The organism is Streptomyces sp. NPDC087859 (assembly GCF_044742595.1).
Taxonomy (GTDB): Bacteria; Actinomycetota; Actinomycetes; order Streptomycetales; family Streptomycetaceae; genus Streptomyces; species Streptomyces canus_F.
Map to the genome: position 1 here is coordinate 203989 of NZ_JBIUUU010000016.1, position 13375 is coordinate 217363.

The 13375-nt window shown below is 71.2% G+C and carries 10 protein-coding genes; 3 read left to right on the forward strand and 7 right to left on the reverse strand.

Annotated elements, in window-relative coordinates:
* Positions 1-20 precede the first annotated feature (20 nt).
* The 6 genes from ACIOHP_RS35475 to ACIOHP_RS35500 form a co-directional block, all read right to left on the reverse strand.
* Complete coding sequence (locus tag ACIOHP_RS35475) at positions 21-1466, reverse strand: HAD-IA family hydrolase (RefSeq protein ID WP_401893819.1); 1446 nt, start codon at positions 1464-1466, stop codon at positions 21-23.
* A 26-nt stretch (positions 1467-1492) separates the two neighbouring features.
* Positions 1493-2470, reverse strand: coding sequence for a hydroxyacid dehydrogenase (locus tag ACIOHP_RS35480; protein WP_401893899.1), 978 nt, complete (start codon positions 2468-2470; stop codon positions 1493-1495).
* Positions 2471-2550: 80 nt separating this feature from the next.
* Entirely contained in the window at positions 2551-3474 is a 924-nt protein-coding gene (locus ACIOHP_RS35485; protein WP_401893821.1) for a carbohydrate ABC transporter permease, read from the reverse strand.
* The gene (locus ACIOHP_RS35490) at positions 3471-4295 is read right to left on the reverse strand and encodes a sugar ABC transporter permease (RefSeq protein ID WP_361493050.1); all 825 of its coding nucleotides are present in this window, start codon (positions 4293-4295) and stop codon (positions 3471-3473) included. The genes ACIOHP_RS35485 and ACIOHP_RS35490 overlap by 4 nt, the downstream gene beginning before the upstream one ends.
* 708 nt (positions 4296-5003) lie before the next feature.
* Positions 5004-6311, reverse strand: a complete 1308-nt coding sequence (locus ACIOHP_RS35495; RefSeq protein ID WP_401893823.1) for an ABC transporter substrate-binding protein — start codon at positions 6309-6311, stop codon at positions 5004-5006.
* 135 nt (positions 6312-6446) lie between these two features.
* Positions 6447-7538, reverse strand: a complete 1092-nt coding sequence (locus tag ACIOHP_RS35500; protein WP_401893825.1) for a substrate-binding domain-containing protein — start codon at positions 7536-7538, stop codon at positions 6447-6449.
* Between the two features lie 198 nt (positions 7539-7736).
* Between ACIOHP_RS35500 and ACIOHP_RS35505 the strand changes: the two genes are divergently transcribed.
* Together ACIOHP_RS35505 and ACIOHP_RS35510 are read left to right on the forward strand one after the other, a co-directional pair.
* Positions 7737-8438 carry a TetR family transcriptional regulator gene (locus tag ACIOHP_RS35505; RefSeq protein ID WP_401893827.1) on the forward strand — a complete coding sequence of 234 codons (702 nt, stop codon included), beginning with the start codon at positions 7737-7739 and terminating at the stop codon, positions 8436-8438.
* Positions 8439-8586: 148 nt separating this feature from the next.
* On the forward strand, positions 8587-9000 hold the full coding sequence (locus ACIOHP_RS35510) for a zinc ribbon domain-containing protein (protein WP_361551609.1): 414 nt from the start codon (positions 8587-8589) through the stop codon (positions 8998-9000).
* A gap of 74 nt (positions 9001-9074) precedes the next feature.
* On the opposite strand, the gene ACIOHP_RS35515 is transcribed toward ACIOHP_RS35510, so the two are convergent.
* The gene (locus ACIOHP_RS35515; protein ID WP_401893829.1) at positions 9075-10418 is read right to left on the reverse strand and encodes a Gfo/Idh/MocA family protein; all 1344 of its coding nucleotides are present in this window, start codon (positions 10416-10418) and stop codon (positions 9075-9077) included.
* A 212-nt stretch (positions 10419-10630) separates the two neighbouring features.
* On the opposite strand from ACIOHP_RS35515, the gene ACIOHP_RS35520 reads away from it, so the two are divergent.
* A complete protein-coding gene (locus ACIOHP_RS35520; protein ID WP_401893900.1) occupies positions 10631-13375 on the forward strand; it encodes a hypothetical protein in 2745 nt (914 codons plus the stop codon).

Genomic DNA, 13375 nt, shown 5'->3' on the forward strand with positions numbered 1-13375 from the left:
GGTCCGTGCGCTCCGCGCGGTCACAGTCCCGCCGTCCACAGTTCCCTGGGGCCGATTCCCTTCAGGTCCGGGAGCACGGTCCGCCGGGGCGCGGGATCGATCGCCGCGTACGAGGGGACGGCGAGCACCCGGCACCCCGCCGCCTCGGCCGCCCGCACGCCGATGGGTGAGTCCTCCACCGCGAGGCAGGCCGCCGGGTCGACACCGAGCGCACGGGCCGCCGCACGGTAGGGGTCCGAAGCGGGCTTGGTGCGGGGCGTCTCGCCTTCGGCGACCGTCGTACGGAAACGGTGGGCGCCCAGCACGTCGAGGACCGCGTCCACGACGGGGCGCGAGGAGGCGGACACCAGGGCCGCGGGGATGTCGGACGCCGCGAGGAGGTCCAGGAGGTCGAGGGCGCCCGGCAGCGGGGTGACGTCCTTCTGGACGGCCGCCAGGAACCGCGACTCCAGGTCGGCGGCGAGGGCCTGCGGGTCGGCGCCGGTGCGTGTGTGCAGGTGGGCGGCGGTGTCGGCGACCGAGCGGCCCAGGACGTGGGCCACGTCGACGTCGGGTGCGATCTCGCGGACCGTGCGCAGCCACAGCGACTCGGTGTCGACGAGGGTGCCGTCCATGTCCAGGAGAACGGCATGCGGGCGGGCGGCGAAGGGGCGGCCGTCCAGCGACCAGTGCCGGTCCGGATGACGGCCCACGGAGACCAGCGCCTGGGCCGCGACATCCACGTGGCGCACGACGGGTGGCGGCGCGCCGATGCCCGGGCCCGCCGCGATCAGCCACGCCGTGCGCTCCTCGGTCGTACGGCCGCCGTGGCCGCCCGCGTCGGCATGACCGTGGTCGGTGACGACGAGGACGGTCCAGCGCTCGCCGGAGTACGAAGGCCGGGAACGCACCGCCGCCAGCAGTCGGCCGAGGCGGGCGTCGGCCTCTCGTACCGAGGTCTCGTACTCCTCGCCGCAGCCCAGGAAGTGCGCCGTCTCGTCGGGCGCGCCGAGGTAGACGAACGACGCCCGCATGTCCTCCTCGGCGAGCACGCGCGCGGCCGCCGTGGTGATCTGCTCGTCGCACTCCTCCCACGCCGGCGGGGTGTCCTCGGCCGGTGCGATGTAGACGGACCGGGACGGGGCCCGGAAGAGCGGGCCGCCGCTGCGGACCTGCATCAGGGGCTGCCAGCCGGCGGCCACGAACGTGCGGCTGCCGTCCTTCTCGGCGAGGCGGGTGGTGAAGTCGGGGAACACGTCGAGCCGGTGGCCGGTGAAGTTGTTGCTCCACACCCCGTGCTTGGCCACCGACACGCCGGTGACGACGGTCGCCCAGCACGGGCCCGACATGGTCGGGGTGTCCGCGTCCACCTCGACGGGGGTCAGGAAGCCGTCGGCCGCCAGAGCGTCGAGGTGCGGGGTGGGCAGGCGCCTCAGTACGTCGAGGCGTACGCCGTCGATACCGACGACCAGAACACGATCCTGCACGGGATGTCCCTTCGGGTGTGGGGTGTTCAGGCCGAGCGCGACAGTTCCTCGGACCCGACCTCGTGGGCGAACGGCAAGCCTTGCGCGTACCGGGAGACCTCGTCGATGGCCCAGTCGGTCATCCGGTGCAGCTCGTTGCCGAGGGAGCCGGCCATGTGCGGGGTGAGCAGCACGTTGGGCAGCGTGTACAGCGGCGAGTCGGCGGGCGGCACGTCCGGTTCCGTGACATCGAGGACGGCGTGGACACGGCCGGTGACCAGGTGCTCGGTGAGGGCGGCGGTGTCGACGAGGGAGCCCCGCGCGGTGTTGATGAGCGTGGCGCCGTCCCTGAGGAGTGCGAGGCGGCGGGTGTCGAACATGTGCTGCGTCTCGGGGAGTTGGGGCGCGTGGATGGAGACCACGTCGCTGCGGCGGACGAGTTCGTCGAGTCCGACCGGCTCCACTCCGAGGACGCGGGCCTCCTGTTCGGTGACGTACGGGTCGTGCAGGAGTACGTCGAGGTCGTGCGGGCGCAGCAGCTCGACGACCCGGCGTCCGATGCGCGAGGCGCCGACGATGCCTACCGTGCGGTGGTAGTTGCCGTGACCGCTGAAGTACGGCAGCAGGTCGGGCCGGGCGCGGGCGGTGGCGTAGCCGCGGGCCACCTCCAGGACGCGCTTGTTCGCGAACAGGATGGCGGCCAGGGTGAATTCGGCCACCGGCAGGGCGTTGGCGGCGGCCGCGGAGGAGACCGCGATGCCGCGTCGCCAGACGGCGTCGGTGACGTGGTGCTTGACCGAGCCGGCGGCGTGCACGACCGCGCGCAGCCGTGGCAGCCGGTGCAGGGCCTCCTCGGTGAGTTCCGGTGCGCCCCAGTGGGTGAAGAGAACCTCGGTCACGGCGAGTTGACGGGCGTCGGCGGTGGTCAGGTCGGTGACGACGGTGGCCGTGTCGACGCGGGCGACGGAGGGGAGCCGGTCCAGGCCGCCTTCGGTCAGGAGCCGCTGGTGGATGGTGGCGCCCATGGCGAGCAGGGTGTGCGGGCGGGGCAGGGCGGCCGACGGATGGATGCTGTTCAGGAGGGTGCCTTCCGGGGCGGGCGGCGTCACTTGACGGCGCCGGCGGTCAGGCCGGAGCGCCAGAAGCGCTGCAGGCAGACGAACGCGACGATCAGCGGGACGACGGCGACGAGGGAGCCCGTGATGACCAGCGAGTAGAACTCGGGCTGCTGCGCGGTGGTGCTGTTCCACATGAACAGCCCCAGATTGACCGGGTAGAGCTTGTCGTCGTTGAGCATGACGAGGGCACCGAAGAAGTTGTTCCAGCTCGCGGTGAACGAGAACAGGAAGATCGTCATGAAACCGGGGGCCAGCATGGGCAGAGCGATCCGCGCGAACATGCCCAGTTCGCCGGCTCCGTCGACCCGGGCCGCCTCCAGGACCTCGTTCGGTACGTAACCCTCCGAGAAGACGCGGGCGAGATAGACACCGAAGGGGTTGACGAGGGCGGGCAGGAGCAGCGCCCAGTACGTGTTGACGACGCCCGCCTTGGTGGCGAGGAGGTACATCGGCAGCTGGATGACCGTGGTGGGCACGAGGACGCCGCCGAGCACCAGGCCGAACAGCTTCTCCTTGCCCTTGAAGTCGTACTTGTCGAAGGCGTAGCCGGTGGCGACGCACAGGAACGTGGACGCGGCCGAGCCGACCACGGAGTAGAGGACGCTGTTGCCGAACCAGCGCAGGTAGATGCCGTCGTTGAAGGTGAAGAGGCGCTCGAGGTTCGCGAAGAGGTTGAAGTCGCCGAACGCGAAGCCGGAGGTGGCGAAGAGGTCGCGGTGGTTCTTGGTGGCGGCGAACAGCAGCCAGCTGACCGGCATGAGTGTGTAGAACGCGGCGACGAGCAGGATGCCGTTGACGGCGCCCCTGGACAGGAGGGTGCCCGCGGAGCTGCGGCGGCGGGAGTGCGCGGGGGTGCGGGGGCCGGCCTCCTGCCGGGTGGCGGGTGCGGTGTCGTGGGTGAGGGTGATCATGACGTGGCCGCCTTCCACCGGTTGCCGAGCCGGGTGACGAGATAGGAGAGGGCCACACCGAGCGCGGCGAGCATCAGGGACGCGGCGGCGGCCAGGCCGTAGTCGTGCTGTACGAAGCCGGCCTTCCAGATGAAGAGGGTGGGCGACCACTCGGTGTCGATGGAGGGCGCGCCCCGCTGGCCCAGGAGTTTCGGCTCGGTGAAGATCTGGATCGCGCCGACACAGGTGAACAGGACGGTCATGACGACCGCGGAGGCGATCATCGGCACCTTGATCTGGAGGGCGGTGCGGATGGCTCCGGCTCCGTCCACGACGGCCGCCTCGATCACTTCACGCGGGACGGCCTGGAGAGCGGCGTAGAAGATGACCATGTTGTAGCCCGTCCACTGCCACGCGCACAGGTTGACCATCGACGCGAGCACATGGTCGTTGCTGTAGAAGTCCCAGGAGCCGCCGAGCGCGCCGATCCCGTCGATCACCGGGCTCAGGCCCGGGGTGTAGAGATAGATCCAGATGATCGAAGCGATCAGTCCGGGGATGGCGTGCGGCAGGAACAGGGCGAGTTGGAAGAAGCGCTTGGCGCGGGCGAGGGCCGAGTCGACGAGGAGCGCGAGAGCGAGCGAGCCGCCGATCATCACCGGGATGTACAGGGCGCAGTAGAGCGCGATGTGCGCGAAGCCGCTCCGGAACCCGGCGTCGCCCAGGGCGTTGGCGTAGTTGGCGAAGCCGGCGAAGACGCGCTCGGTGCCGCCGAAGCCGAGTCCTGAGGACCGCTCCTGGAACAGGCTCATCCACACCGCGTAGCCGATGGGCGCCGCCATCACCGCGGTGAACAGGACGAAGAACGGAACGATGAAGAGCGCGGCGGTACGACGCTGACTGCGTCGCAGTTTCGAGACGCCCGGCGACCGGTCCGGGGGCCGGCGCACGGCCGACCGGCTCGCGGGTCGGGCGGAGGAGAGTGCCACGGGGGCTCCTTGACGGCGGGGTGGGTGGGGCTCATGCGGGGGGCGGGGTGAGAGGCCGCCGGGGCGGCCTGGCGGAGCGAGTAGGGCCGGTCGACCCGGACCGACGGCCGACCGGGGCGAGGCTTGCGGGCGGCGCCGGTGCTGGAGGCGGCGAGGCCGGTGGGCCGGGGTGTAGTCGGTGCCGGAGGTAACCGCGTCGGTGGAGCCAGTGCCTTGAGTGCCCGGGCCGGTGCCGGAGGGTGTAGTCGGTGCCGAGAGCGGCGGGTCGGTGCAGTCGAGCGCCTGGAATGACCGGGCCCGTGGCTGAAGGCTGTGGTCGGTGCGGACAACGATCGGGTCGGTGCAGCTACTGCCTGGAGTGGCCGGTGGGGGCAGTCGGTGCCGTACGTGGCGGGGCCGTGTCGTGGGTTCGGGCACGGCCCCATGCCTGACGGGGGGGGTGAGTGAGGTGGGGAGGGGCAGGCGTTTCGGTCCAGGTGGGTCCGGTCCGTCGCGCGGTGCGTTCGGTGGGCCTGTCCTGGGCGGGACGGCTGCCGACGCGGTCGCCGTCGTCCCGGTCCGCTACTTCGCGAGCTTGAGTCCGCGTTCCGTGATGCCGGACTCCGCCTTGTCCTGGCCCGCGTCGACGCCCGCCGTGAAGCCGGACTTGGCGGTGGCGTCCTGGACGGCGGTGTAGACGTCCATCTGGTTCGGGCCCCAGGTCCAGCCGGGCACGATGGTGTCGACCTGCTCGGAGGCGAGCGCGTAGAGGTCCTGGCCGTTCAGGTACGCGGTGTCGAACTTGGCGGCCGCCACCTCACGCATCTCCGGGTTGGCCGGCAGGGCGCTGCTGGGTGACTCCAGGTCGGCGAGCCGGGCCTCGACGCCGGCCTTGTCCGTGGTGAGCCAGGTGATGAACTCGGCCGCGGCCTCGGCGTGGTCGCTGCCCTTGAGGACACCGTAGGAGGTGCCGCCGTAGTTGCCGCTGGCGGCGGTGCCCCAGTTGGGCATCGGGGCCGCGGCCCACTTGCCGGAGAGGTCGGGCATCGAGGTCTTCATGCCGCCCGCGGACCACGAGGCGCCGAGGAAGGAGAGGGTCTTGCCGGAGGCGCGGGCCTTGGTCTCCTCGGGGCTCCAGCCGGTGAAGGTCTGGACAAGGTCGTTCTCGACCAGACCGTCCCAGTAAGCGGCGACCTTCTTGGTGTCGGCGTCGTTCACGCCGGTCTTCCACGCGTCGCCCTCGGTGGCGAACCACTTGCCGCCGGCCTGCCAGGACAGCGCGGCCAGCAGTGCCGGGTCGCTCTTGGGCATGGAGGCCAGGCGGACGTTCTTGTCCTCCTTCTTGACCTTCTCCGCGGCCGTCCTGAACTCGTCCCAGGTCTTGGGGACTTCGATGCCGTACTTCTCGAACAGGTCGGTCCGGTAGTAGTACAGCTGCGGCGCGGCGTCGTACGGGACGGTCCAGGTCTTGCCGCCGAAGGTCACGAGACTCTGGATGGACTCCGGGAACTTCGACTTGACCGTTTCACCGGCGTATTCGGTCAGATCGATCAGGTTCCCCTGGCTCGCGAACTCGGGGACCATCTGGTACTCGATCGTGGCCACGTCGGGCGCGTTGCCTGCCTTCACCGCGTTGGCCATCTTGCTGTAGCCCTCGGTGCCGCTCGGCATCTCGGTGAACTTGACCCGGATGTCCTTGTGGGTCCTGTTGAACGCCTCGACGGTCGACTTGGCGCCGAGTGTCCAGGTCCAGTAGTCCAGGGTGACCGGCTTGCCGTCGGACGCGGAGTCGGACGTGTCACCGTCGCCGCCGCAGGCGGTGGCGAACAGGCCCAGGGCTGCGACGGCGGCTACGGCTGCGGTGCGGAACGAACGTGAAGTGCGCGTCATGTACGGCTCCTACGAGACCTCGTACGGAAAGAGGCGGTCGGAGGACATCTTTTGTGCACACACGATCGGAGTCAAGAGCGTTCGCGCAAGACAATCAAAACGATCGAACAACGCTCATCGATCGATCATTGAGCTTCAACTCGCCGCGGAGTCGCCACCGCAAGAGGAGCGGATCCTCAACTCCGGGAGCAGGTCGAGGTGTTGACGCGGACCCGGCCGCTGGCCGCTCCTGCGCTCCGCGAGCCGCTGGAGCACCAGCTGAGCGGCCAGTTCCCCGACCGAGCGCTTGGGCGGCGCGACGGCGGTGAGCGGCACGTCGGAGAGACCGGCCACCTCGTCGTCGTAGGCGATCAGCGCCAGATCGTCCGGCACGCGGATGCCGCACGCCTGGAGTCGGGGCACGAGCACGATCGCGTCCTCGTCGCTGTGCACCAGTGCCGCGGTGACGCCGCGCTTCTTCACCGCTTCGACCAGGTAGTCGACGCTCGCCTCATAGTCGCCGTGCTCACGCACGCTCGGGGCTGCCGTGTCGACGTCGAGCCCCAAGGACTGCACCGCCGCTTGAAAACCCGCCGAGATCTGTACGGCGTGCGGGCCGTCCTGCAGCACGGCGGTGACCTTGCGGTGTCCCAGCGAGGCGAAGTGACTCACGGCGACCGCGGCCCCGTGCGCCCGGTCGGTGCGCACCCGGTCGAGCACCGCCGCCGGGTTCGCGGGCGGCGCGGAGCGCTCCACCAGAACGGCCGGTACATCGCGCTCCAGCAGCCACTTCTCCTGGCCGTCGACGGGTACGCCGCCGAACCAGCTGGGCGCGACCAGCAGTCCCTCGGCCCCGCCCGCCACCAGGTGCTCGGCCTGCACCGCGTCCTCGGCGTCGACGTATCCGGTCACCCCGAGCACGAGCCGTGCTCCCTGCGCGGCGACGGCCTCCCGGGCCCCGCGGACGATGTCGGCGAAGATGTAGTTCGTGGTCGGCACGATCATTCCGATCACGACGCCCTCGGAGTCCTCCGCCCGCTCCCGTACCTCGACCGCCCCCTCCCCCGGCCACACCACCGCACCGTGCAGCCGCTGCACCCGGCCCTGCGCCGCCAGCGCCTCCACGTCGCGCCGCAGGGTGACCGCCGAGACCCCGAGTTCGGCGGCGAGTTCGGCGACCCGGAGGCTGCCCCGCTGCCGGACTAGTTCGAGTACCCGCTCATGGCGCTGGTCGACGTGCAGTCGCATGGAATCCCCCTGGGGCGAGGCCGGACGAACGGTCTACGGACCCACGCGGAGCGTGATCCCGAATCGCTCACTCTACGCCCACAAATCGTATCGATCACTTCCGATCAATACGATCGACCGCCATGACACTCGGCACTCAGTTCCCCAGAAGAGCGCACTGAGTGCTGTCCATGCCGCTCCGGTGCTACGTTCCCGTCCATGAGCGAGAAGACGGAAGCGGCCCCCACCAAGCCGCCCATGCGGGACGCCCTGATCGCGGCCGCTTTCCAGCTGTTCACGGAGCGAGGGTACGAGCAGACCACGGTCGACGACATCGTGACGCTCGCCGGGGTGGGGCGCCGGTCGTTCTTCCGCTACTTCCCCTCCAAGGAGGACGTGGTCTTCCCCGACCACGAGGGCTGCCTCGCCGACGTGACGGCCTTTCTCGCCGCCGGCGACGACGCCGACGAGCCGGTGCAGCGGGTCTGCGACGCGGTCCGGCTGGTGCTGCGGATGTACACGGAGAACCCGGCCTTCTCGGTGCAGCGCTATCGGCTCACCAAGCAGGTTCCCGGGCTGCGCGCGTACGAGCTCTCCGTGGTGTGGCGCTACGAGCGCGCCTTCGCCGAGTACCTCCGCGGACGGCTCGCCGGGCGGCGCGACGGGGCCCTGCAGGCCGACGTGGCAGCGGCGGCCGTCGCCGCGGCGCACAACAACGCCCTGCGCTCCTGGCTGCGCTCGGACGGCGAGGGCGATGTAGGCACGGAGATGGACCACGCGCTCGGTTACGTCCGGTCCGCGTTCGGCGCGCCGCCTGCCGATGCCGAGCGCACCGAGGACGTCGTGGTCCTCGTCTCCCGGCGCGGGGCGCCCCTGTGGCGGGTCGTCCAGGAGATCGAGGCGACGCTCGGCGAGGACTGACCCCGGCCGCCCCCGACGGGACCGCCGAAAAATTCAGGGTACGCAGTACCTTTACGGGTGGCACTCAGTGCCATACATTGTTGGCGTGCACGGTGGCACAGCGAACCGGGCATGTGGGATTCCGCCCGAGCGCAGGGAGTTGACCAGCGTGTACCACCACTCAGCCAGCGTTGTCCGTCAGGGATCCGGCTCCGCAGCGGGCCTGCTCGAACCCACGGCCCCCGCGTCCGACGCCATGCAGTTCCAGCGCTGCACCTGGTGCGGCACCGCGATGTACCACCGGCTGCTGTGTCCGGTCTGCCAGGGCAGCGACCTGCGCACGGAGCGCAGCGAGGGCGTCGGGATCGTCCGTCACTCCTCGGTGGTGCACCGCAACACCCCCGCCGCGCGCAATGTGTCGATGATCGAGATGGCCGAGGGGTTCGTCGTGCGTGGCCGGGTCATGGGCCCGCTCATCGGCATCCACAGCGGGGACCGGGTGCGGCTGTCCGCGGCCAAGGACCCGGTGCGCGGCGAGCCCGTCTTCCAGCTGATCGACGAGCCCTACCGCGCCTGGAGCTGACGGGCCGGGCCGGGCCGCCGTTCCCGGTCGGATCTCCTGGTCACCGGTCCCACCCGACCACCCCGCGCATCGGCTCAGTCGTCCCATACCCCACGGATCAGCGCCCGCACAGCCACGGGCCGCCCCGTCTCGAAGCACCGGTTGGCGGCGAGCCCCACGGCCAGTGCGAGGGCCCCGTCGCGCTCCGTGGCCGTCGGATGCGCCCCCTCCTCCGTCACCGTGCCCGCGTCCACGGGGCCGAAGAGCGCGTCCAGCATCCGCGGGTCTCCCCCGCCGTGCGCCTCGTGCGCGGTGACCAGCGGCACCTCGACCGGCGGTTCCCACAGCGGCCGCAGGACGAGCCGCGCACCCCCGGCGTGCTCCGCGGCCGTGTCCCCGTGCACCGCTCCGGTGCCGGAGGTGATCCGCGTCGACGGCCGCTGCCAGCGGCTCTCCTCGACCTCGAGCTCCAGCCGCCCGGCGCTGCCGTTGAACATGACCCGGTAGCCCTCCCACGGGGAGTAGGCGGTGAGGTGGTACGTCATCGTCGCGCCCCGCGTGTAGCGCACCAGGACCGCCATGTCATCCTCGATGGTGACGGGCTCGCCGAAGACGTTGCGGTCCCGGACGTAGCCGTCGTCCTGCTCGGCATCCAGATAGAGGGCGCGCAGTGTGTCGTCGGCCGCCAGGTCCAGGGCGAAGGGGTCGTCGTCGGCCGGGGCGGCGCCGTGGGCCCGCTCGTAGTCGCGGCGCAGCCCGTGGCGCTCGCCCGCCGCACTGCCGTAGAAGGCGAGTCGTCCGTAGCCGAAGACCTCGTGCGGTACGTCGGCGAGCCACCAGTTGACCAGGTCGAAGTGGTGACTCGACTTGTGCACCATCAGCCCGCCGCTGCTGCGCTTGTCCCGGTGCCAGCGGCGGAAGTAGTCGGCGCCGTGGCGGGTGTCGAGGAGCCACTCGAAATGGACGGAGACGACCTCGCCGATCGCGCCCTCGGCGAGCAGGGCACGCACCTTCTCGTGCACGGGGTTGAAGCGGTAGTTGAAGGCGACGGTCAGGGAGTTGCCGGTCTCCCGGACGGTGTCCAGGATGCGGGCGCAGCGGTCCGCGTCGACGGTCATGGGCTTCTCGGTGATCACGCGGCAGCCCGCCTTCAGGGCGGGGACGACGTAGTGGTCGTGGGCGGCGTCGACGGTGGTGACGACGACCTCGTCGATGTCCTCCTTCGCCAGCAGGTCCATGAAGCGCTCGGGTTCCCACTGGGTGGCGGCGCCTTCGCCGGCCTCGGCCAGCAGCCGGTTGTGGAAGGCCATCCGGGTCGGGCTGGGATCACACAGGGCGGCGACCTGGTGGCCCGGGCGGGCGGCGAGGGCCCGGGTGTACAGCTGGGCGCGGTGACCGGTGCCGACGACTGCCGCGCGGAGAAAGGGAGTTCGGCTCATTGTGAGGGCCTTTCCCGTCGTACGGCACGCCAGTCCCGCGTGCGCTCCGCTGGCTTGATCACATCCCTCGGCCCTCACTCGCCCCTTCGCACAGACAACCCACAGACGCTTCTCACCCGTCCTCTGTGACGCGAGAGGCTTTCCGGGACCGACGGGACGCCTGCGCTCTGGGTTTTGAGGAGTGAACCTTGATCCGTGCCCGGCGAATATGTGTGACCGCCGTGGCGGTGCTGGCGGCCCTGGCGGGCTCGCCCGGACCGGTACAGGCTCAACAGCCGCCCGATACAGGGACGTTGAGTGCGAGTGACGAGAACGGACTGCCGCCGGGCTGGCGGATCGACGGCGAAGGAGCGGCCCGCGAGCTGGTCTGGCGCGCTCCCGAGCATGTACCCATGGGGGACGCGCGTGTCGAGTTCCGGGCCGGGGAGCGGCTGCTCGGCGTGCCGCAGCCGGCGAAGGACGGCCGGACCTTCCGGTTGAACCTCGCGGGAGCCACCGCCAAGGGGCTGACGGACCTTCAGGTGACCGCCGGAGGACGGCGGTTGGACGCCTCCGACGACGACCGGGGCAAGGCCTCCCGGGTCGCTCCGAAGCAGTCCGCCGCGCTGCCCGCGAACTCCGTCGACCCCGGGAAGCCCGGGTCGTACCGCACGGTCAGCGGGGAGTACGAGCTCGACGCGGTGCGCCTGCCCGGCTACAAGACCCCGATCGAGATGCGGGCCGAGGTCGTGGCCCCCAAGGGCGCCACGGGCGCCCGTCCGCTCGCGCTGTTCCTGCACGGCCGCCACTCCACCTGCTACAAGCCGGGCGCCGAGGACGACGTGTCCGGTGAGTGGCCCTGCCCGGACGGCTACAAATCGATCCCCAGCTACCGGGGTTACGAGCGCGACCAGCAACTCCTGGCCTCCCAGGGCTATGTGACGGTGTCGATCTCGGCGAACGGCATCAACGCCCAGGACGCGGGGGCCGATGACGCCGGTGCCCAGGCGCGCTCCTCGCTGGTGCGCCGGCACCTCGCCCACTGGGCCGAGTGGACCGCCCGGCCGAACACCGCCCCGGCCGCCGTGCGCCAGGGCGCGAAGGCCGATCTCTCCCACGTCCTGCTCGTCGGGCACTCCCGCGGCGGCGAGGGCGTCAACCGGGCCGCCATGGACAGCCTGTACCCGCCGCCCGCTGCCCAGGACGGCTACCGGGGCCCGGTGCGCTGGAAGGTGCGCGGCACCGTACTCATCGGACCGACGATCTTCGGCCAGAATCCGGTGGCGGACGTGCCGTCCGTGACGCTGCTGCCGGGCTGCGACGGCGATGTGTCGGACCTCCAGGGCGAGGTGTACACCGACGGGACGCGCGGGATCAGCCGGGGCGGCGCCCTGCACAGCGCGGTCTACATGGTCGGCGCCAACCACAACTACTTCAACAGCGAGTGGACCCCGGGCCAGGCCGAGGCGCCCGCCTGGGACGACTTCTGGAAGGACGAGGAGCGGCCCGACCCGGTGTGCGAGCCGGGCACCGCGACTAGGCTGACCGCCGACCAGCAGCACAAGGCGGGCGCCACCTACATCGCGTCCGCCGCCCGGCTGTTCCTCGCGGGGGACGACCGGGTGCGCCCGCTGCTCGACGGCTCCGGCAAGCGGGCTCCGTCCGCCGACCCGGCCCGGGTGCTGACCCACGCGGTCGGCGGCCGGCGCGCCGGCGGCTTCCTGCCCGACGGTCCGGTGAAGGTGACCGGCGCCCGGCTGTGCGAGGCGATCGATCCCGACCCCGCCGTGTCCTGTCTGCCTCCGGAGACGGAGGGCTCCTCGCCGCACTTCGCCTGGTGGGAGACCGAACGGGAGACCGGCCGCCGCGCGGTCGACCTGAAGTGGTCGGCGCCCGGTACGGCGGCGCGGATCACCCCGGCGAAGCCGCTGTCGATGGCCGGTTCGAAGAAGCTCGCTCTGCGGGTCTTCGTTCCGCCGAACACCACCGGCACCAAGCTCGACGTGTCCGTCACCGACGCCGCCGGCCGCCGGGCCGACCTCGGCCGCGTCCAGGTGGACGGCCTGCCGGGCTCCGACCGCACCTCCTCCTACTGGGCGCGTGAGGTACGCGTACCGCTCACCGCCGCCACCCACGCGGGGCTCGACCTCAAGCACGTCAAGTCCCTTGAGATCACCCCGCGTTCCGGCTCCGGAAAGGCCTGGCTCATGGACGCCTGGGGCTGGGCTCCCGGCACCCCGGCGGTCAAGGCGGCGGCACTGCCGCGCGTCGACGTCGGCCGCACGGTCGTCAAGGAGGGCGACTCGGGCACGGTCACCTACCGGATCCCGGTGCGGGTCTCCGGGCACGGCAGCGGCCAGGTCCGTGTGTACGTCCTCGACCCGGACTCCGGTGCCGCCACCGAGAAGCTGGTCACGGTGAAGCCGGGCAGCAACACCGTCGACGTGCCGGTCGAGGTGAAGGGCGACACCACCTTCGCCTACGACGTCCAGCACGACATCGCGGTGAAGGCGGTGCGGGGCGCCGTCGTGGGAGCCCACCGCGGCGGGATCACCGTCGAGAACGACGACCCCGAGCCGGTGATCACCCTGACCCCGGTCGCCGACCGGGTGAACGAGGGCGAGACGCTCAAGTGGCGGTTGTCGCTCGCCGAGCCCGCGGCAGTGGACATCTGGCAGCCGGTGCGGGTGCTGCCGGTCACGGACGGGGCCGAGCTGTCCACGAAGGACGTGGACCCGCAGTGGCTGATGGACTACGCCGGTGACGTGCCGGACCCGGAGCGGCCGCTGTCCCAGGCGAACCTGTGGGTGTGGACCAGCATCCCGGCCGGGAGCACGAGCGCCGACTTCGACGTCGTGACGATCCGGGACCAGCTGGCCGAGCCGACCGAGTCGCTGCGCCTCGCGCTCACCGACTACGAAGCCGAGCCGCTGCCCGACCGCCCGGTGCTGACGGGGACCGTGCTGGACGCCTCCTAG

Coding starts and splice junctions, on each gene's coding strand:
- ACIOHP_RS35515 (WP_401893829.1), bottom strand. CDS start 10,418: ATGAGCCGAACTCCCTTTCTCCGCGCGGCAGTCGTCGGCACCGGTCAC.
- ACIOHP_RS35495 (WP_401893823.1), bottom strand. CDS start 6,311: ATGACGCGCACTTCACGTTCGTTCCGCACCGCAGCCGTAGCCGCCGTC.
- ACIOHP_RS35485 (WP_401893821.1), bottom strand. CDS start 3,474: ATGATCACCCTCACCCACGACACCGCACCCGCCACCCGGCAGGAGGCC.
- ACIOHP_RS35500 (WP_401893825.1), bottom strand. CDS start 7,538: ATGCGACTGCACGTCGACCAGCGCCATGAGCGGGTACTCGAACTAGTC.
- ACIOHP_RS35490 (WP_361493050.1), bottom strand. CDS start 4,295: ATGGCGGCGCCCATCGGCTACGCGGTGTGGATGAGCCTGTTCCAGGAG.
- ACIOHP_RS35505 (WP_401893827.1), top strand. CDS start 7,737: ATGAGCGAGAAGACGGAAGCGGCCCCCACCAAGCCGCCCATGCGGGAC.
- ACIOHP_RS35480 (WP_401893899.1), bottom strand. CDS start 2,470: ATGGGCGCCACCATCCACCAGCGGCTCCTGACCGAAGGCGGCCTGGAC.